The 18357-nt window shown below is 70.9% G+C and carries 16 protein-coding genes and 1 pseudogene; 6 read left to right on the top strand and 11 right to left on the bottom strand.

The annotated features are described in order from the left end of the window. Positions 1-68: 68 nt before the first annotated feature. Positions 69-1025 carry a recombinase family protein gene (locus ACWD3C_RS16880; RefSeq protein WP_451144537.1) on the bottom strand — a complete coding sequence of 319 codons (957 nt, stop codon included), beginning with the start codon at positions 1023-1025 and terminating at the stop codon, positions 69-71. 100 nt (positions 1026-1125) lie between these two features. After that, positions 1126-1560, bottom strand: a complete 435-nt coding sequence (locus tag ACWD3C_RS16875; RefSeq protein ID WP_451144535.1) for a recombinase family protein — start codon at positions 1558-1560, stop codon at positions 1126-1128. A 48-nt stretch (positions 1561-1608) separates the two neighbouring features. On the opposite strand from ACWD3C_RS16875, the pseudogene ACWD3C_RS16870 reads away from it, so the two are divergent. Further along, positions 1609-2481, top strand: a pseudogene (locus ACWD3C_RS16870) (MsnO8 family LLM class oxidoreductase); the annotation flags it as partial. A 38-nt stretch (positions 2482-2519) separates the two neighbouring features. Continuing rightward, entirely contained in the window at positions 2520-4853 is a 2334-nt protein-coding gene (locus ACWD3C_RS16865; protein WP_451144533.1) for an ATP-binding cassette domain-containing protein, read from the top strand. A 170-nt stretch (positions 4854-5023) separates the two neighbouring features. Here ACWD3C_RS16865 and ACWD3C_RS16860 read toward each other — a convergent pair whose 3' ends face one another. The 5 genes from ACWD3C_RS16860 to ACWD3C_RS16840 all read right to left on the bottom strand — a co-directional run bounded on the left by ACWD3C_RS16860 (position 5024) and on the right by ACWD3C_RS16840 (position 10317). Next, positions 5024-5779: a lysophospholipid acyltransferase family protein gene (locus ACWD3C_RS16860; protein ID WP_451144661.1), complete on the bottom strand. Its 756-nt coding sequence runs from the start codon at positions 5777-5779 to the stop codon at positions 5024-5026. A 161-nt stretch (positions 5780-5940) separates the two neighbouring features. Beyond that, positions 5941-6711 carry a GNAT family N-acetyltransferase gene (locus ACWD3C_RS16855; RefSeq protein ID WP_451144531.1) on the bottom strand — a complete coding sequence of 257 codons (771 nt, stop codon included), beginning with the start codon at positions 6709-6711 and terminating at the stop codon, positions 5941-5943. Between the two features lie 228 nt (positions 6712-6939). Continuing rightward, positions 6940-7689 (bottom strand): succinate dehydrogenase/fumarate reductase iron-sulfur subunit, encoded by a 750-nt coding sequence (locus ACWD3C_RS16850; RefSeq protein ID WP_451144529.1) that lies wholly within the window; start codon positions 7687-7689, stop codon positions 6940-6942. Continuing rightward, positions 7686-9644 carry a fumarate reductase/succinate dehydrogenase flavoprotein subunit gene (locus ACWD3C_RS16845; RefSeq protein ID WP_451144527.1) on the bottom strand — a complete coding sequence of 653 codons (1959 nt, stop codon included), beginning with the start codon at positions 9642-9644 and terminating at the stop codon, positions 7686-7688. The genes ACWD3C_RS16850 and ACWD3C_RS16845 overlap by 4 nt, the downstream gene beginning before the upstream one ends. A gap of 1 nt (position 9645) precedes the next feature. Continuing rightward, complete coding sequence (locus tag ACWD3C_RS16840) at positions 9646-10317, bottom strand: succinate dehydrogenase (RefSeq protein WP_451144659.1); 672 nt, start codon at positions 10315-10317, stop codon at positions 9646-9648. 120 nt (positions 10318-10437) lie between these two features. Here ACWD3C_RS16840 and ACWD3C_RS16835 point away from each other — a divergent pair, with 120 nt between their 5' ends. Continuing rightward, positions 10438-11319 (top strand): LysR family transcriptional regulator, encoded by an 882-nt coding sequence (locus tag ACWD3C_RS16835; protein ID WP_451144525.1) that lies wholly within the window; start codon positions 10438-10440, stop codon positions 11317-11319. 138 nt (positions 11320-11457) lie between these two features. Here the strand turns inward: ACWD3C_RS16835 and ACWD3C_RS16830 are convergent, their stop codons facing one another. The 4 genes from ACWD3C_RS16830 to ACWD3C_RS16815 form a co-directional block, all read right to left on the bottom strand. Further along, a complete protein-coding gene (locus ACWD3C_RS16830) occupies positions 11458-13620 on the bottom strand; it encodes a putative bifunctional diguanylate cyclase/phosphodiesterase (RefSeq protein ID WP_451144523.1) in 2163 nt (720 codons plus the stop codon). Continuing rightward, entirely contained in the window at positions 13617-14429 is an 813-nt protein-coding gene (locus ACWD3C_RS16825) for an SAM-dependent methyltransferase (protein WP_451144521.1), read from the bottom strand. Before ACWD3C_RS16825 ends, ACWD3C_RS16830 begins: the two co-directional genes overlap by 4 nt. Positions 14430-14767: 338 nt before the next feature. Next, positions 14768-15763 (bottom strand): SCO0930 family lipoprotein, encoded by a 996-nt coding sequence (locus ACWD3C_RS16820; RefSeq protein ID WP_451144519.1) that lies wholly within the window; start codon positions 15761-15763, stop codon positions 14768-14770. Positions 15764-15944: 181 nt separating this feature from the next. Further along, on the bottom strand, positions 15945-16271 hold the full coding sequence (locus ACWD3C_RS16815) for a hypothetical protein (protein ID WP_451144517.1): 327 nt from the start codon (positions 16269-16271) through the stop codon (positions 15945-15947). Between the two features lie 9 nt (positions 16272-16280). Between ACWD3C_RS16815 and ACWD3C_RS16810 the strand changes: the two genes are divergently transcribed. From ACWD3C_RS16810 to ACWD3C_RS16800, 3 genes are all read left to right on the top strand, one after another. Beyond that, positions 16281-16631 carry a hypothetical protein gene (locus ACWD3C_RS16810; protein ID WP_451144515.1) on the top strand — a complete coding sequence of 117 codons (351 nt, stop codon included), beginning with the start codon at positions 16281-16283 and terminating at the stop codon, positions 16629-16631. Between the two features lie 135 nt (positions 16632-16766). Further along, complete coding sequence (locus tag ACWD3C_RS16805; RefSeq protein WP_451144513.1) at positions 16767-17531, top strand: bestrophin-like domain; 765 nt, start codon at positions 16767-16769, stop codon at positions 17529-17531. Positions 17532-17756: 225 nt separating this feature from the next. After that, a complete protein-coding gene (locus tag ACWD3C_RS16800) occupies positions 17757-18275 on the top strand; it encodes a hypothetical protein (RefSeq protein WP_451144511.1) in 519 nt (172 codons plus the stop codon). Positions 18276-18357 lie beyond the last annotated feature (82 nt).

Genomic DNA, 18357 nt, shown 5'->3' with positions numbered 1-18357 from the left:
TAGCTCCAGGATCTCCATGTGGAGGTACGCGCGCGCCTCGATCTCGTCAACGGTCACCGCTTCAGCGCTCACCGGGTCACCTCCGGCGCCTCCGCCAACCACTCCACCGTTACGCGCTCCTCCCCGACGAACCGTGCGCCGGGTCGCGGAGCCTTCAGCACGGTGACGCGTGCGACAGCGAGACGGAGGAGGTCCCGCCTCATGGGGAGGTCCGCTGCGTCCCAGGTCTCCTGAAGCCAGGCATGGCCCAGAAGGAAGCTGACGTCCACGACGTGGGCAGCGTGAACGCTGGCCCGCTCCTGGGCCGCCTCCAGGTCCCGCTTCGCTTCGTCGTGGAGTTCGTAGAAGAGGAGGTCCGCCCCTTCATAGAGGCCCGCCTGACGGTCCCTCAGAAGGCGTTCACGGGCGGCCTGAGCCTCCTTCAGGGCGTCCAGGGCCTCCTTCACCTCCTCCGTCTCTCCTGGCCGGGAGAGTGCGTTCCAGCGCTTCGCGACGATGCCCAGGAGTTCGTCTTCAGGGTCGCCGCTGTCGAGCCTGGCCAGGAACGACTCCGTCACGAAGGAGTCCAGCTTTGCGACCAGGGCCATGGCCGGCGCGGGACAGTGCGCGCCTGCCGCGACACGGCCACACCGGTACGACTCCCCCGTGGACGACATCGAGCCGCCGCACCCGGCACAGCGGACCAGGCCGGTCAGGAGCTGCGTAGCCTTCCCCTCGCCGGTACCGATGACCCGGCGGCCGGTCAACGTGAGGCGGGCGGCGCGGACCAGCTCCGGCGGGACCGGCTGGACGCCGTCAGCCAGGACGCTGACCCTCTGCCCGTGCTTGTTGCGGTACGGACGGCTGACGCGGGAGTTCCCCTCCGCAGCCTCCACCTGGAGGCCCTCGTAAACCGGGTGGTGGATGACCTTCTGGACCATGCCGGCGCGCCACTGCTTCCCCGAAGGCGACGGGATGCCAGCCAGGTTGAAGCGCTTCGCGATGCCCCGGGAGGACACGCCGTTGGCCGCTGCCCGGAAGATCATCAGGACGATTCGCCACGGGGCGGGGACGTGCTCCAGCTTCCGCGTGCGCTTGTCAGCGATGCGGTACCCGAACGGGACCAGGCCGACCCAGGCGCCCTCTTCACGCTGATGACGCTTCGTCCCCTTTACCCGGTACGACAGGAGGTCGCTGTACTCCTTCGCTTGCTCCGCAGCGTCGATCGCCGCGGCGGTCGCGCGGCTCCGCAGAGTCCAGCCGCTCGTAGTCGGCGATGATGCGGCGGCCCCGGTCCAGGAGGGGGACGACGGACCCGGCGCCCTTACGGCTCCAGCGGTCCACGGCGTAGCACCAAAGGGCGTGGACTTCCCCGTCCGCCAGCGCGGCCAGGGCGTTGTCGAAGTCTGGCCTGTTCGTGTCGGACCAGGCGCCGATGTTGTCCTTCCAGACCTTCCGGACCGTGAACCCGTTGTCATCGGCCCACTGTCGGCCCCGGGCCTCCTGGGCACGGAAGGTCAGCGCGCGGCCCCCTTCACGGTCGCGTGCGGACTTGCGTAGGTACAGATCAATCTCTGTCATGGCGTCCCCATCATCGCTGGTCATTGGCAGTATGGGGGTGTCCGCTCCTTCCTGGTGTCGGAACACCACAGCGTGCCCGGAGTCGCCGGGTCGGCGCCGACGGTGCTGGCCGCGGCGGTGGCGGCGGACACCCGGCGGATGCGGGTCGGTACCGGCGGCGTGATGCTGCCCAACCACCAACCGCTGGTCGTGGCCGAGCAGTTCGGGGTGCTGGAGTCGCTGTTCCCCGGGCGGATCGACATGGGTCTGGGCCGCTCCGTCGGCTTCACGGACGGGGTGCGCAGGGCGCTGGGCCGGGACAAGGAGGTCGCCGAGGACTTCGAGGGGCAGCTCACGGAGCTGCTGGGCTGGTTCCGGGGCACGTCCCCGACGGGGGTGCACGCGCGGCCGTCGGAGTGCCTGACCGTGCCGCCGTTCGTGCTCGCGATGGGTGAGGGCGCCGAGATCGCCGCCCGGGCGGGTCTGCCGATGGTGATCGGGGACCTTCGCGGCCGTGACCGCATGCGGCGCGGCACCGACCGCTACCGGGCCCTGTTCCGGCCCTCCCCGTGGGCGCGGGAGCCGTATGTCGTGATCTCCGGCACGGTCGCCGTGGCCGACACCCCGGAGAACGCCCGCCGCATCCTCCTCCCCGAGGCCTGGGCCATGGCGCACTCCCGCACGCACGGCACCTTCCCGCCGCTGGCCCCGGCCGGGGAGATCGGGCGCCGGGCGATGACGGCCAAGGAGCGCGATCTGTACGAGTCCGGGCTCGCCGGGCACATCGTCGGCACCGAGGAGCAGGTGGCCCACGAGCTGGAGACGGTGCTCAAGGAGACAGGGGCGCAGGAGATCCTGGTCACGACCAGCACGTACGACCGCGGGGCGCTGCTCGACTCCTACCGGAGGCTGGCCCGGGTCGCGGGTCTGGTCACGGCCTAGGATCGTGGGGTTTGTCCCCCGCACCTCTGGAGTTCCGCATGCACGCCCCCCAGGACCCCCATGACCCGTACGTCCGCGTACGCGGCGCCCGGGAGCACAACCTCAAGGGCGTGGACGTCGACATCCCGCGCAACACGCTGGCCGTCTTCACGGGCGTGTCGGGCTCCGGGAAGTCCTCGCTGGCCTTCGGGACGATCTACGCGGAGGCCCAGCGGCGGTACTTCGAGTCGGTGGCCCCGTACGCGCGACGGCTGATCCACCAGGTCGGGGCGCCCAAGGTCGCCGACATCACCGGCCTGCCGCCCGCGGTGTCCCTGCAACAGCGCCGCTCGGCGCCGACATCGCGTTCGTCGGTCGGCACGGTCACGAACATCTCCAATTCCCTGCGCATGCTGTTCTCCCGCGCGGGCGACTACCCGGAGGGCGCCGAGCGCCTGGACTCCGACGCCTTCTCCCCCAATACGGCGGCGGGTGCCTGCCCGTCCTGCCATGGGCTGGGCCAAGTCCACGGTACGACCGAGGAGTTGCTGGTCCCTGATCCCTCGCTGTCGATCCGGGAGGGCGCGATCGCCGCGTGGCCGGGCGCATGGCAGGGCAAGAACCTGCGGGACGTCCTCGACGCGCTCGGGTACGACGTGGACCGGCCGTGGCGCGACCTGCCGGCCGCCGAGCGCGAGTGGATCCTCTTCACCGACGAGCAGCCGGTCGTCACCGTCCACCCGGTCCGGGACGCCGACCGCATCCAACGCCCCTACCAGGGCACGTACATGAGCGCCCGCCGCTATGTCCTCAAGACCTTCTCGGACTCCAAGAGCCAGACCCTGCGGGCCAGGGCCGAGCGTTTCCTGACGAGCACACCGTGCCCGGCGTGCGGCGGCACGCGCCTGCGCCCGGAAGCCCTGGCGGTGACGTTCGCGGCCCGTACGATCGCCGACCTGGCCGCACTGCCGCTGACCGGCCTGGCCGATTCCCTGGTCCCGGACGGCGAGACCGCGCGGGTCCTCACCGAGGACCTGTTGGCCCGTATCGCCCCGGTCGTCGAACTCGGCCTGGGTTATCTGAGTCTCGACCGCGCCACGCCCACCCTCTCCGCGGGCGAACTGCAACGCCTGCGGCTGGCCACGCAGTTGCGGTCCGGGCTCTTCGGCGTCGTGTACGTCCTGGACGAGCCGTCGGCGGGCCTGCACCCGGCGGACACGGAGGCCCTTCTCACGGTCCTCGACCGACTCAAGGCGGCGGGCAACTCGGTGTTCGTCGTGGAGCATCACCTCGATGTCGTACGCGGTGCGGACTGGCTCGTCGACGTGGGGCCGCGGGCGGGCGAGCACGGTGGGCGGGTGCTGCACAGCGGGCCGGTGGCGAAGCTGGAGGGCGTCGGGGATTCCGCGACGGCGCGCTTCCTCTTCGCCGACTCTCCCACTCGGGAACGTGAAGTCCGTACGCCCCGTGACCGGTTGAAGGTCGGCCCGGTCAGCCGGCACAACCTGCGCGGGGTGACCGCCGAGTTCCCGCTCGGTGTGTTCACGGCGGTGACCGGTGTCTCCGGCTCCGGCAAGTCCACCCTGATCGGGGAGATCACGGAGGACCTGCCGGGGGTCGAGCGGCTCGTGTCGGTCGACCAGAAGCCGATCGGGAGGACCCCGCGGTCCAATCTGGCCACGTACACGGGCCTGTTCGACATCGTCCGCAAGGTGTTCGCGGCGACGGAGGCGGCACGGGAGCGGGGCTACGGCGTCGGGCGCTTCTCCTTCAACGTCGCCGGCGGGCGCTGCGAAACGTGCCAGGGCGAAGGGTTCGTGAGCGTCGAGCTGCTGTTCCTGCCAAGTACGTACGCCCCCTGCCCGGACTGCGGTGGGGCTCGCTACAACCCCGAGACGCTCGACGTGACGTACCGCGGGCGGACCATCGCGCAGGTGCTGGACCTGACGGTGGAGACGGCGGCGGAGTTCTTCGCGGACACGCCGGGCGTCGCGCGCAGCCTGGTCACCCTGCTCGACGTGGGGCTCGGCTATCTGCGGCTCGGGCAGCCCGCCACCGAACTGTCGGGCGGGGAGGCGCAGCGCATCAAGCTGGCGAGCGAACTGCAGCGGATACGGCGCGGCCACACCCTCTACCTGCTGGACGAGCCGACGACCGGGCTGCACCCGGCCGATGTCGAGGTGCTGATGCGGCAGTTGCACGGTCTGGTGGACGCGGGGCACACGGTCGTGGTCGTCGAGCACGACATGACGGTGGTCGCCGGTGCGGACTGGGTGATCGACCTGGGACCGGGCGGCGGTGACGCGGGCGGGCGGATCGTCGCGGCAGGGCCCCCGGCGGAGGTGGCGCGGGCGGAGGAGAGCCGGACAGCCCCGTATCTCGCCCGCGCCTGAGCGCTCCGCTGGCTGTGTCGATATGCGGCTCCGCCGCGGGGCCGCGATGTGCCGTCGTTCGTCCGCGGCGCCGTCGTGGCCGGCCGCGCCCCGCGGCGGAGCCGCATATGCACACAGCCCCGCGCCCCTTCGGAGCGCTGCCCGACCGCAGCGGCCTTCGCCCGACCTGCTTAGACGTGCTCCCCGCAGGGCGCCACGGTCTGCGCGGCCCGGGCCAGACCCCGGCGGTCGGGATGGGTGCCCGGCGCGAGTGCGGGCCGTACCTCCACCTCCGCGACCAGCCCGCGAGCCGTCGCCACCCGCCACAGTGAGGTGAGCAGCGAGTCCTCCCCGACGAAGGCGGGCGCCGTGCTCGCCGTTCCCTCCAGCACCCGGTAGTGGATCCGGACCGGCTGCACGGGAACGCCCGCGTCCAGCGCGGCCTGGAACACCGCCCGGCGGAAGTGTCCCTGGGCCCGGCCGCACCATGTGCTGCCCTCCGGGAAGGCCGCGACCGCCGCCCCGCCGCGCAGGGCCTCGGCCATACGCGCGACCGTGTCCGGAAGCGCCCGCAGCCGGTCCCGCTCGATGAACAGGGCGCCGCTGAGCGCGGTCAGTGCACCCGCCACCGGCCACCGCCGGATCTCCGCCTTGGCGAGCATGCGGGCCGGGCGCACGGCGGCGAGCAGCGGGATGTCCAGCCAGGAGATGTGGTTGGCGACGAGGAGCAGCCCTCCGGTGGGCGCGGCCGCGCCGGTGACGCGGACCCGGACTCCGGAGGCCCGCACGACGGTCCGGCACCAGCCGCGGATCAGCGGATCGCGCCGGACCGCGGGGAGCCGCCCCAGCGCCGGGGCCAGCCCGATCCCCACGAGGAGCAGCACCAGCAGCGCCAAGAGTCGCAGTACGGCTCGCGGCACGGCCGTCACGGACCGGGAGGCGGCCATGACGCAGGCCTGCGGGGAGCACGGGGCGGTGGGCAGCCACGGGGAGCCGACCGGCGTGGCAACCGGGCGAGCCACAGCCACCGTCAGAACCCGCCCGCCCGTCGGCAGGACCGCCGCGCCCGGGCGGAGGCGGTGCGGCAGCCCCGTACGCAGGGCGCTCATCACGCCGGGACGAGGGACAGGAAGTGCCGCAGATAGCGCGGGTCGACCCGGCGCATCGACAGCAGTACATACAGGTCGGCGACCCCGAAGTCCGGGTCGTGGGCGGGCTCGCCGCACACCCAGGCGCCGAGGCGGAGGTAGCCGCGCAGCAGCGGGGGGAGTTCCATGCGGCCGGCCGCAGCGGTGCCGTCCGGCTTCCAGGGCAGCAGCGGACGTACGCGGTACTCCTCGGGAGCCAGGTGCTTGGCCCGGACCCGGTCCCAGGTGGCCGCGGCGAGCGTGCCGCCGTCGGCGAGCGGGATGGAACAGCAGCCGGCCAGCCACTCGTGGCCGCGGTCCACCATGTAGCGGGCTATCCCGGCCCAGATCAGGCCGATGACGGCACCGTCGCGGTGGTCGGGGTGGACGCAGGAGCGGCCGACCTCGACGAGCCCTGGGCGGACGGCGTCCAGCGCGGCGAGGTCGAACTCGCTCTCCGAGTACAGCCGCCCTGCGACCGCGGCCCGCTCGGGCGGCAGCAGCCGGTAGGTGCCGACGACCTGCCCGGTCTCCGTGGAGCGGACCAGCAGGTGGTCGCAGTACGCGTCGAAGGCGTCGGCGTCGAGGCCCGGCCGCGGGGTGGACAGGAGTGCGCCCATCTCGTCGGCGAAGACGTCGTGGCGCAGCCGCTGGGCGGCGCGCACGTCGTCCTCGCTGCGGGCGAGGGTGACGGTGTAGCGGGTGGGTGCGGTCGCCTGCGGTGGGCTGTCGAGCGTGGATACGCCGGTCATGGCTCTCTCCTGGTCACGTGCCGGGGACGGCGGTGCAACAGCGGTGCCGGTGTCGTACGTCCGGCCGCCACAGTTCTTCCGATGCCGGCTGTCCTGTGCGTGACCCTCGAAGAGAGCGCGGGTGTGGGCTTGTTGAATGCCAGGGGTGCCTGGCGGGACCGGGTTTGAGCACCACGCCCGGTCCCGCCCGTCCGCACCCTGTCGGCGAACGTTTCTGAGCTGCGGCCTCTATCGCCGGGCAACCTTGCGGGTCGCCCGCAGCCACTCCTTGTTCATGCTGGTGATGGACACCAGGGGAATGCCCTTCGGGCAGGCGGTCGCGCACTCACCGGTGAGGGTGCAGCCCCCGAAGCCCTCCTCGTCCATCTGCCCCACCATGTCCAGGACGCGGGTCTCACGCTCCGGCGCGCCCTGGGGCAGCACGTTCAAGTGGTTGATCTTGGCGGACGTGAACAGCATCGCCGCCCCGTTGGGACAAGCCGCCACACACGCCCCGCACCCGATGCACTCGGCGTGCTCGAAGGCGAAGTCGGCGTCCGGCTTCGGCACCGGCGTCGCGTGCGCCTCCGGCGCGGACCCCGTCGGCGCGGTGATGTAACCCCCGGCCTGGATGATCCGGTCGAACGCCGAGCGATCCACCACCAGATCCTTGATCACCGGGAACGCCGACGCCCGCCACGGCTCGATGTCGATCGTGTCGCCGTCCTCGAAGGACCGCATGTGGAGCTGGCAGGTGGTGGTGCGCTCGGGCCCGTGCGCGTCGCCGTTGATCACCAGGCTGCATGCGCCGCAGATGCCCTCGCGGCAGTCGTGGTCGAAGGCGACCGGGTCCTTGCCCTTGAGGATGAGCTCCTCGTTGAGGGTGTCCAGCATCTCCAGGAAGGACATGTCGGACGAGATGCCGTCCACCTCGTACGTGGACATCGCTCCGTCGGCGTCGGCGTTCTTCTGCCGCCAGACGCGCAGGGTGAGCTTCATGCGTAGCTCCGCTGGGTGGGGTGGACGTACTCGAAGACCAGGTCTTCCTTGTGGAGGGTCGGGGCCTCGCCCGTACCCGTGAACTCCCAGGCCGCCGCGTACGCGAACTCCTCGTCCCGGCGCGCCGCCTCGCCGTCCGGCGTCTGGGACTCCTCGCGGAAGTGGCCGCCGCAGGACTCGGTGCGGTGCAGCGCGTCGAGGCACATCAGCTCGGCGAGCTCCAGGTAGTCGACGATGCGGTTGGCCTTCTCCAGGGACTGGTTGAACTCCTCGCCGGTGCCGGGCACCTTGATGCGCCGCCAGAACTCCTCGCGGATCTGCGGGATGCGCTCCAGGGCTTTGCGCAGCCCCGTCTCCGTACGGGCCATGCCGCAGAACTCCCACATCACCTCGCCGAGTTCACGGTGGAACGAGTCGGGGGTGCGGTCGCCGTCGACGGCGAGCAGCAGGTTCAGGCGGTCCTCGGTCTCGGCCAGCACCTCTTGTACGACAGGGTGTCGGGTGTCGATCTCGTCGTGGTGCGGGTTGCGGGCGAGGTAGTCGTTGATCGTGGCGGGCAGCACGAAGTAGCCGTCCGCGAGCCCCTGCATCAGGGCCGACGCGCCGAGCCGGTTCGCCCCGTGGTCCGAGAAGTTGGCCTCACCGATCGCGAACAGGCCGGGCACGGTGGTCTGGAGGTCGTAGTCGACCCAGAGGCCGCCCATCGTGTAGTGCACGGCGGGGTAGATCCGCATGGGCACCTGATACGGATCCTCGTCGGTGATCCGCTGGTACATGTCGAAGAGATTGCCGTACTTCGCTTCGACGGCCTTCCGCCCCATCCGCTCGACGGCGTCGGCGAAGTCCAGGTAGACGCCCTGCCCGCCGGGACCGACCCCCCTCCCCTCGTCGCAGACGTTCTTCGCGGCGCGGGAGGCGATGTCGCGCGGGACGAGGTTGCCGAAGGACGGGTAGATCCGCTCCAGGTAGTAGTCGCGCTCGTCCTCGGGGATCTCGTTCGCGGGCCGGGTGTCCCCCATGGCCTTCGGCACCCAGATGCGGCCGTCGTTGCGCAGCGACTCGCTCATGAGGGTGAGCTTGGACTGGTGGTCGCCGGTGCGTGGGATGCAGGTCGGATGGATCTGTGTGAAGCAGGGGTTGGCGAAGTACGCGCCGCGCCGGTGGGCCCGCCAGATCGCGGTGGCGTTGGAGTTCATGGCGTTCGTCGACAGGTAGAAGACGTTGCCGTAACCGCCGCTCGCCAGTACGACGGCGTCGGCGAAGTAGGTGTCGATACGGCCGGTGATGAGATCCCGCGCCACGATCCCGCGCGCCCGCCCGTCGATCACGATCAGGTCGAGCATCTCGGTCCGCGGATGCATCTCGACGTTGCCCGCGGCGATCTGGCGGGACAACGCCTGGTACGCGCCGAGCAGCAGTTGCTGCCCCGTCTGGCCCCGGGCGTAGAACGTCCGCGACACCTGGACGCCGCCGAAGGAACGGGTGTCCAGCAATCCGCCGTACTCCCGTGCGAACGGCACACCCTGCGCGACGCACTGGTCAATGATCTCGACCGAGATCTGCGCCAGCCGGTGGACGTTGGACTCGCGTGCCCTGAAGTCCCCGCCCTTGACCGTGTCGTAGAACAGCCGGTGGATGGAATCCCCGTCGTTCCGGTAGTTCTTCGCGGCGTTGATCCCGCCCTGCGCGGCGATCGAGTGGGCCCGGCGCGGTGAGTCCTGGTAGCAGAACTGCACGACGTGGTAGCCCTGTTCGGCGAGCGTGGCGCCCGCGGAACCGCCGGCGAGGCCGGTGCCCACGACGATGACGGTGTGCTTGCGCCGGTTGGCAGGGTTGACCAGCTTCGCCTCGAACCGGCGTTTGTCCCAGAGCTCGTTGATGGGACCGGACGGGGCTTTGCCGTCGACGACCGGCTCACCGGTCGCGTAGTCCGCGTATTCCGCGTAGGAAGTCATGTCAGCTCACCACTCCGGTCATGACGCCCACGGGTACGGCGACGAAGCCCACCGTGAGCAGCAGCGCGAGGACGTTTGCCGTGGTCTTGAGGACGCGGTCGCGGGTCCGGCTGCCCACGCCGAGCGTCTGGGCGGCGCTCCAGAAGCCGTGCCGGATGTGCAGGCCGAGGGCGAGCATCGCGACGAGGTAGATGGTGTTGCCGTACCAGGTGGAGAAGGTGTCGATGACGTTCTGGTACGGACGGCCCTCCTGGAAGCCACCGGAGTGGACCGTGCCGGTGGTCAGGTCGAGGATGTGCCAGACGATGAAGAGGCCGAGGATGGTCCCGCCCCACCGCATGGTGCGCGTCGCGTAACTGGCGCGGGGCTTGTTGTGCACGTACTTGCTGGGGCGCGCCTTGATGTCACGGCGGCTGAGCTGGTATGCGGACGTGGCGTGCGCCACGACGGCCGCGACGAGGACCACGCGGATGATCCACAGGGCCCACTCGTAGTGCAGGAAGGGTTCGCCGAGGGTGCGCAGCCAGTGGGCGTAGCCGTTGAACTCGTCCGAGCCGAAGAAGATCTTCAGGTTGCCCAGCATATGGACGGCCAGGTACGCCAGCATGATCAGGCCGCTGACGGCCATGACCGTTTTCTTGCCGACGGAGCTGTCCCACACCGTGCGTGCCATGGACGGCCGTCGGTCCGTCCGCGTTGCCAGAGCCATGGCACAAGACGCTAGGGCCGAACGGCCCCATCGGTCCAAGACATGGTCCGGCTCGATTCAATAGCCATGGCCTATCGTGGCAGGGTGCAGTTCCAGCAACTCCAGTACTTCGTGGCGGTCGCCGAGACCCGGCACTTCACCCGTGCCGCCGAACTGGTCCATGTCGCGCAGCCGTCCCTGTCCCAGCAGATCAGGGCGCTGGAACGGGAGTTGGGCGCCGATCTGTTCCAGCGGGCCCGCGGCAACATCACGCTCACGGACGCCGGCGAGGCCCTGCTGCCGCTGGCCCGCCGCATCCTGGCCGACGCGGACACGGCCCGGCACGAGGTGCAGGAGCTGGCCCAGCTGCGCAGCGGCCGGATCAGGCTCGGCGCGACCCCGAGCCTGTGCACGGGCCTGCTCCCGGACGTGCTGCGCGCCTACCACGACCGCTATCCCGGCATCCGGCTCCTGGTCGAGGAGGGCGGCTCGCACGATCTCGTACGGCTCCTCGCCCGCGGCGCCCTCGACCTGGCCCTCGTCGTACTCCCCCTGCCGACCCCGTCGCCCGCCCTCACCACGGTCGAGGTGCTGCGCGAGGACCTGGTGGTCGTGTCCTCCCCGGAGTCTCCGGCCCCCGGACACGGCCGTACGGTGCGGATCGCCGACCTGGAGAGCGAACGCCTCGTCATGTTCCGGCACGGCTACGACCTGCGTGAACTGACCGTCGCGGCCTGCCGTGCCGAGGGCTTCGAACCGGACTTCGCGGTGGAGGGCGGGGAGATGGACGCGGTGTTGGGTTTCGTACGGGCGGGGCTGGGGGTCGCTGTGGTACCGCGCATGGTCGCCACCCGCTCCGGGCGCGGGCTGCGGGTGACCCCGCTGGCCCGGCCCGGCCTCAACCGCACGATCGCCCTGGCCCACCGCAGCGATGTGGCTCCGCCTCGGGCCGCGCGGGAGTTGCAGCGGATGTTGCTGGAACGGTGACGGTTGGCTGGGGCGCCGTTCCTGGAAGCGCCGTTTCTGTGAGCTTCGTCCAGGTCTGCGGGTCCGATGTGGCTGGTCGCGCCCACGCGGCGGAGCCGCAAATTGATACAGCCCCGCGCTCCTACGGGGCGACGGCCGTCAGCCCGTCGCGTCCACCAGTGCCAGTTGGTGAAGTCGGTCCGGTGGGCCGGGGCGGGCGTAGTACCAGCCCTGGGCCGTGTCGCAGCCCAGTATCCGCAACTGCTCGGCTTGGGCGCCGGTCTCCACGCCCTCGACCGTCACCGCGAGGTCGAGGCTGTGGGCGAGTGAAACGATCCCCTCGACGATCTTGAGGTCGACGGGGTCGGCCGGGAACTGCTGCATGCCCTGGGTGAAGGAGCGGTCCAGCTTGAGGATGCTGACCGGCAGGCGGCGCAGGTTGGCGAGGTTGGAGTAGCCGGTGCCGAAGTCGTCGAGGGCGATGTCGACGCCCATCTCGGCGAGCCGGCGCAGCGGCTTGAGCAGGTCGTCGTCGGCGCCGATGAGCGCGGACTCCGTGACCTCCAGGCAGAGCGCGCCCGGCTCCAGGCCCTCCCGCTCCAGGATCTCGACGGTGTCCTGGACCAGCCCGGGGTGGGTGAGCTGGCACGGCGACAGGTTGACGTTGACGCGCAGCGGGCCGGTGGCTGTGCTCCCGCCGATCCCGCCGTTCCCGCCGTGGCGCTCCTTCCACTCGCGGGCCTGGCGGACCGACTGCTCCAGGACCCAGCGGCCGAGCGGGACGATCAGCCCGGTGTGCTCGGCGAGGGGGATGAAGCGGTCGGGGCTGAGGACGCCGTGCTGCGGGTGCAGCCAGCGGACCAGGGCCTCGGCGCCGCGGACGCTTCCGTCGTCGAGGTGGACCAGCGGCTGGTACTCGATGAAGAACTCGCCCCGGTCGAGGGCCGCGGGCAGTGCCGTGGTGAGCCCGTGCCGGGTGATGGCGCGGGCGTCGGCCTCCGCGTCGGCCACCTCGTAGCGGTTGCCGCCCGCCGACTTGGCCCGGTACATGGTGATGTCGGCGCTGCGCAGCACCTCCGCCGGGCCGCGCTCCCCGGCCGGGCCCTCGACGATGCCGATGCTGCCGCGGACCAGGAGCTCCCGGCCGTCGATGCGGACCGGGGTGACGAGCGCGTTCATGATGCGGTCGGCGAGGTCGTCGACCTCGCGCTGGGTGTCGGGGCCGGTGGTCAGCGCCACGAACTCGTCGCCGCCGAGCCGGGCCACCATCTCGCCGGGCGCGGTCGCGCAGGACTGGAGCCGGTCGGCGACCTCGACGAGCAGCCGGTCGCCGGCCGCGTGTCCGAGGCTGTCGTTGATGGTCTTGAAGCCGTCGAGGTCCAGGTAGCAGAGGCCGAAGCGCTGGCCGTCGCCCGCCGAGAGGGCCTTCTCCAGGCGTTCGAAGAACAGGGTCCGGTTGGGCAGTCCGGTGAGCGCGTCGTGCGTGGCCTCGTAGCGCAGCCGGAGGTTGAGCAGGCGGCGCTCGGTGGTGTCCTCCATGAGCGCCAGCTGGTACTGGGGGCGGCCGTCGGCGTCCCGCAGCAGGGAGACCGTCAGATTGGTCCACAGGACCGTTCCGTCGGGTCGGTAGAACGCCTTCTCCACGTGGTAGTGCTCGCGCTCGCCGCTCACCAGCTCCTCGTACAGGCGCCAGACCTGGGGCGCGTCCTCGGGGTGCGTCCAGTCGGTGACATTGCGTCCGCCCATCGTCTGGTCGGCGACCCCGAACATGCGCTGGAGCGCGCCGTTGATCTGGAGGACGTTGCCTTCGAGGTCGGCGATCCCGATGCCTATGGCGGCACCCTCGAACACCGCGCGGAACCGGGCCTCGCTGGCGTGCAGCGCCTTGGCCACCGCGCCCTGGGCTTCCAGGGCGGCCCGGGAGATCGCCTCCTGCTCGGCGAGCGTCCGCTCCCGCAGCCCTCGCGCGTACCCGGCGGCCATGGCGGACTGCAGACGGGCGGCGCGGGCGCGCAGGTCCTCCTGAGGGCCGTCCTCGCCGCAGTAGAGCACCAGGTAGGCCTCGACGCAGTCGAGCGAGCGGCTGAGCGTCTCCGGGTCGGTGCAGTGCGCGTCGACGAGTGCGGCGCCGACCGCCCTGCCCGTGTCCGCGTCGAAGGTCCTGGCCCGCAGTGCCTCGCTCAACCGGCGGGCCAGCGGCAGGAGTTGCTCCTCGAACTCCGGTCGGGTCAGCGACGTCGAGGTCGCCGGGTAGACCGCCCGGCTCCAGATCGCCGCGAACCTGCGCAGTCTGTCCTCCGGCCCGTCCGGCTCCGCGGTCACGCCGTACGCCCCACGCCGGCGAATCCGGAGAAGGAATACGGATCCTCCTCCTCGGGCGCCGTGTCGGGTCGCCACATCGGCATCGGCACCAGTCCGGGTTCCACCATGTCGTACCCCTCGAAGAACCGCGCGATCTCGTCGCGCGAGCGCATGATCAGCGGATTGCGGATGTCCTTGTACACGTCGACCGTGCCCTGGGCCCGCTCCGGCGGAAGCGGGATTCCCTCGTACGAGGCATGCGTGAGCACGAGCAGGCTGCCGGGCGCGAGCGCGGCGCGCAGCTCGGCCACCGCCCGGTACGGGTCGTCCGCGTCCTCCACGAAGTGCAGTATGGCAACGAGGAGGAGCGCCACAGGCCGGTTCAGGTCGATCAGCCGCGTCACCTGAGGGCTCGCCAGGATCTCCTCGGGCTTGCACAAGTCGGCGGCGACGACGTCCGTGTCCTCGTTCCCGGCCAGTACGGCCTGGCTGTGCGCGACGGCCACCGGGTCGTGGTCGACGTACACGACCCGTGCCCCGGGGCGGGCCGCCTGGGCGACCTCGTGGACGTTTCCGAAGGTCGGGATGCCGGAGCCGATGTCCAGGAACTGAGTGACGCCCCGGTCGGCGGCGTAGCGCACGGCGCGGCGCATGAACGCGCGGTTCGCCTGCATGATCTTCGGCAGGCCCGGCATGAACTCCATGGCCCTGCGGGCGGCTTCCCGGTCGACCTCGAAATTGTGCGAACCGCCCAGGTAGTAGTCGTAGATACGGGCGACGGACGGCACCGTGATGTCGATGCTCCGTGGGGCCCAGGCGGGACGCTCCATCTATCACTCCAACGCGTCGTGGGTGGCGCAGGCGATCCAGTGTTCGACCAGAGGCTACTGATCGCTCGCCAAACGAGCGAGCCAAAACGGAAATTGACCGTCCGTTCCAGGGCACTGCCTCCGGCAATTGCCGAATTGTCGCCCTGCGAAAGCGACTTACGGAACGGCGTGTGTACGAAGACAGGCGAGCGGGCATGCCAAGAGGTCCGCCCCCTCCATGCGGAGGGGGCGGACCGGGGGTTGTGCCTGGCTCTGCGCATCCGGCACTTCTGGCTCTCGAACACCTCCCTTCGCGATCCGGGCGGTGGGCGGTGATCCCTGGGGAGGGGGATCGTCTCCTACGGCTTGCCGACCGGCTTGCCGTCGGGCGCCATGGCGTACCAAGTGCCGCCGACACCCTGGCCGTTGGTGTCACCGGGCTTCTTGTCGTCCGCGAAGGTGTACATCGGCCAGCAGTCGATGCTCTGCTGCTTGAGCCCGTCCGGGCGGTCGAGGACGACGTAGCCCCTGCCGTTGCCGTTGATCTCGGTGGCGATGCCCTTGGTGTCGGCGGCGTCCACGGGCTCCACGACCGGCCACTTCTCCAGGCAGGCATCGACACAGTTGGACTTCATCGGCCACTGCACGTCTTTCTCGAAGCGGTAGACCGTCATACCGTTCTTGTCGACGACGATCTCGCCGAGTTCGGGGTCGTTACGGGTCGAGAGGCCGGGCAGGTCCCCGATCTCGCCGGCCTCGTTGCCGCCCGCATTGCCACCCGCGTTGGTGGAGGCCTTCTTGCCGTCGGGGGCCGACGCGTACCACGTGCCGTTCACACCCTGGCCGTTGATGTCGCCGGCCTTGGCGTCCTGGGCGTAGTAGTACATCGGCCAGCCGCCGACCGTCAGCTGCTTGGTGCCGTCGGGCCGGGTGATCTCGCCGAGGAGCGCCTTGTCGACGCCGGCGGCCGCCGTGGCGCCCGAGGCGGGGACGGGCGGCCAAGCGGTGGCGCACTCGCCCTCGCAGGTGGTCTTCGGCGGCTCGGCCGTGTCCTTGTCGAAGCGGTAGAGAGTACGCCCGGTGCTGTCGGTGAGAACCTTGCCGTATTCCTGGTTGTTCCACACGGTCAGTTGACCCGCCGTCTGGGGCTGGGCCGCGGAGCCCTGCCCCTGCTGGGCTCCCGCACCGGCAGTGGCGGCGGCACCCAAACCATCGGTGCCGGTACCAAGGCCATCGGCGGCGGATCCCACGCTCTGGCTGTTCACCGGCGGGCTCTCCTGACCACATGCCGTCGTCAGCGCCAGGACAGCCGCAGCTGTCGCTGCGAGTGAGGCGCTCCGCCAGGAGGTCTTCATGTCAACTCCCCGTAATTCCTTGGGTGTTGCAGCGCCCTACTGCGCCGCTCGCATGGCCCTAGGTACGAGCGGGAGTGGTGGATGTGTTCAACCGTGGCGCAAATTTCTTTACGAAACCTGTGACGGCGACCCGCGCGGTGCCCTGTGACGGCGATCTGCGACGCCGCGGCGCGCGCCGACGTCAACCGTGCCGGTGCCCGTAAAACCCCGCAGGCGCCGTTGTCCCCCGTTCGGACCAAATAGGCGCCGCTCCGGCGTGCGCGGGCACGGCGGCCTCCATGATCTCCGTCGTGCATGGACCCCAGCGGACCCGATCCGCCCTCGCCATACGGCTGTCGGCCCTGCTCGCGCTCTCCTGGCTCCTCGCCGCGACGCCGAGCGGAACGGCCGCCGCCGACGCCTGCGCGTACGCCTCCACCGGCCCCGGCGGCAGTGTGGTCGCCGAGGCGGTCGCGGGCAGCGGCTCCTGCGAACCGACGCCGGCGACCACGCCGTCGCCCTGGCCCACGCCATCGCCTTGGCCCACGCCGACACCCACACCGCACCCGACGCCGTCGTGTCCTCCAACACCGACGCCTACGCCGACGCCCACTCCACCACCCGAGCCGACACCGACCCCGACTCCCCCGAAGCCCACGCCCACACCCACGCCGGAGCCGCCCGCTCCGAAGCCCCCGCCCACGGTGGCGCCGAGGCCCGATCCACCGCCTCCGCCTCCGCCCCCGACGCCACGGCCCGCCGCCCCGGCACCGAGGCCGACGCCCACCCCCACTCCTACGCCCACTCCCGCGCCGCCCACACCGAGCGCGCGCCCCCAGCCCTCGGCGACACCGGTGAGCTATCCGCCGTACCGCCCCACGTCCCATAGGCACGTGCCGCGCTCCGGCCCGTCGCTCATCTCGATCGCCCTGCTCATCACCGCGCCCGCGATCCTCGCCGTGGCCGCGCTGCGCCCCCGCTGACCCCTGATCCCCGTAATACCTGACACCTGGAGGGAACCCTCTTGTCGGAATGGCTTGTTCTCACCCTCGCGATGGCGGCCGCGTGCCTCGTCGTGGTCATCGTGACCGTCGTACGGCATCGCGCGGCCACCGAGGACGACGACCCGTCCGAGACCCCGGACGTGATCGAGTACATCACCATGATGATCGGCGTGGTGTACGCCATCGTCCTGGGTCTGGCCATCGCCGGGGTGTGGGAGGGGCGCGGGGTCGCCCAGGACCATGTCCAGACGGAGGCCACGGCCCTGTTCGAGATCTCGGAGCGGGTGCGGGTCTACCCCGACGACGTCCGCGACCGCGTCCGTGAGGACATCGACGTCTATGTCGGCCACGTCCTCGACACCGAGTGGAAGGTGATGTCCGAGAAGGGCGAGGTGACCGAGCGGGGCAACGAGCTCATCGAGCGCATTCGCGCGGACGTCACCGACTACGAGCCGAGGACGGACTTCGAGGCACAGGCCTACCAGCCTCTGGTGGACCAGGTGTCCGTGGCCGTCGCGGCGCGTATCGCCCGGGCCGACTCGACCGACGCGACCATGCCCGGCGTGGTGTGGTTCGGGCTGATCACCGGCGCCGTCGTGACCGTCGGCATGGTCTTCGCCCTGCAGATCCGGCGCACACCGCGCGAGCTGGTCCTCGCCGGGCTGTTCTCCGCCCTGATCGCCTTCCTGCTCTTCCTGATCTGGGACTTCGACGCCCCGTACAGCCGGGGGATCACGGCCGGGACGGACCCGTTCCTGGCCCTGTTCCCGAACGCGGGCGGGTGACGGTCCTTCAACAGCGGCCCGGCGGCCGGGGTACGGGTGCCACGCCGCGCCCGTACCCCGGCCACGCGCACGGTGTCCTCTGAGCGGCCCACACGGATGACCCGTTCGCGCGACTGCGATCGCGCTCTCGTACACACCTTCCTAGCGTTTCGACCATCGAGGGGCATTTCAGGCGCAGGCGGAAAAAGTCCGCAGCAGGCTCCTCGGGGACCCGGAGGCTCCATCATGCACGCGATACGCGCCGCTTCGGCCGCACTGCTGGGCGTGGCCGCTCTCACCCTCACCGCTCCCGCCTCGCAGGCGGCCGTCGCGGGCGACATCACGTCGTTCGGCTTCAGTCTCTCGCCCTCGACCGTAGCGGCCGGCGGACAGGTCACCCTGCACGTCGACGGCTGCAAGTCCGACACCACGGTGTCCTCGGGTGTCTTCGACACGGTCACGATCCCCAAGTGGCAGTCGTCGGCCACGGCCACGGTCGACCGGGACGCGAAACCGGGTGCCGTGTTCGAGGTGACGTTCAAGTGCGGCGACGAGAGCGGCAGGACCGACCTCACCATCGCCGCCGGCCGGCCGACCCAGCACCCCACGCGGACGCCCGTCCCCCGAGGGGTCAAGGCCGGTGTGGGCAGTGGTTCGGACGGCTTCGACCTGAAGGAGATCGGCCTGGGGGCCGCACTGATCGCGGGCTCGCTCGGGGTGGCGTACCGCTTCTCGCGCCGTCGCACGACCGACGACCACTCCTGACGGCACACGTCAACAGCCCTTCGCCCCGGTTCCCTCAAGGGTCCGGGGCGAAGGGCTGTTGACGTGCGATCCGAATCTCCGA

This window comes from Streptomyces sp. NPDC002845 (assembly GCF_053591955.1).
This window is presented reverse-complemented; position numbering and strand designations above follow the sequence as displayed.

Bases quoted from the DNA above. Each gene is read 5' to 3' on its own strand.
- ACWD3C_RS16820 (WP_451144519.1), bottom strand. From the start codon at position 15,763: ATGAAGACCTCCTGGCGGAGCGCCTCACTCGCAGCGACAGCTGCGGCT.
- ACWD3C_RS16845 (WP_451144527.1), bottom strand. From the start codon at position 9,644: ATGACTTCCTACGCGGAATACGCGGACTACGCGACCGGTGAGCCGGTC.
- ACWD3C_RS16855 (WP_451144531.1), bottom strand. From the start codon at position 6,711: ATGACCGGCGTATCCACGCTCGACAGCCCACCGCAGGCGACCGCACCC.
- ACWD3C_RS16850 (WP_451144529.1), bottom strand. From the start codon at position 7,689: ATGAAGCTCACCCTGCGCGTCTGGCGGCAGAAGAACGCCGACGCCGAC.
- ACWD3C_RS16825 (WP_451144521.1), bottom strand. From the start codon at position 14,429: ATGGAGCGTCCCGCCTGGGCCCCACGGAGCATCGACATCACGGTGCCG.
- ACWD3C_RS16860 (WP_451144661.1), bottom strand. From the start codon at position 5,779: ATGGCCGCCTCCCGGTCCGTGACGGCCGTGCCGCGAGCCGTACTGCGA.
- ACWD3C_RS16880 (WP_451144537.1), bottom strand. From the start codon at position 1,025: ATGATCTTCCGGGCAGCGGCCAACGGCGTGTCCTCCCGGGGCATCGCG.
- ACWD3C_RS16840 (WP_451144659.1), bottom strand. From the start codon at position 10,317: ATGGCACGCACGGTGTGGGACAGCTCCGTCGGCAAGAAAACGGTCATG.
- ACWD3C_RS16865 (WP_451144533.1), top strand. From the start codon at position 2,520: ATGCACGCCCCCCAGGACCCCCATGACCCGTACGTCCGCGTACGCGGC.
- ACWD3C_RS16875 (WP_451144535.1), bottom strand. From the start codon at position 1,560: ATGACAGAGATTGATCTGTACCTACGCAAGTCCGCACGCGACCGTGAA.
- ACWD3C_RS16800 (WP_451144511.1), top strand. From the start codon at position 17,757: ATGCACGCGATACGCGCCGCTTCGGCCGCACTGCTGGGCGTGGCCGCT.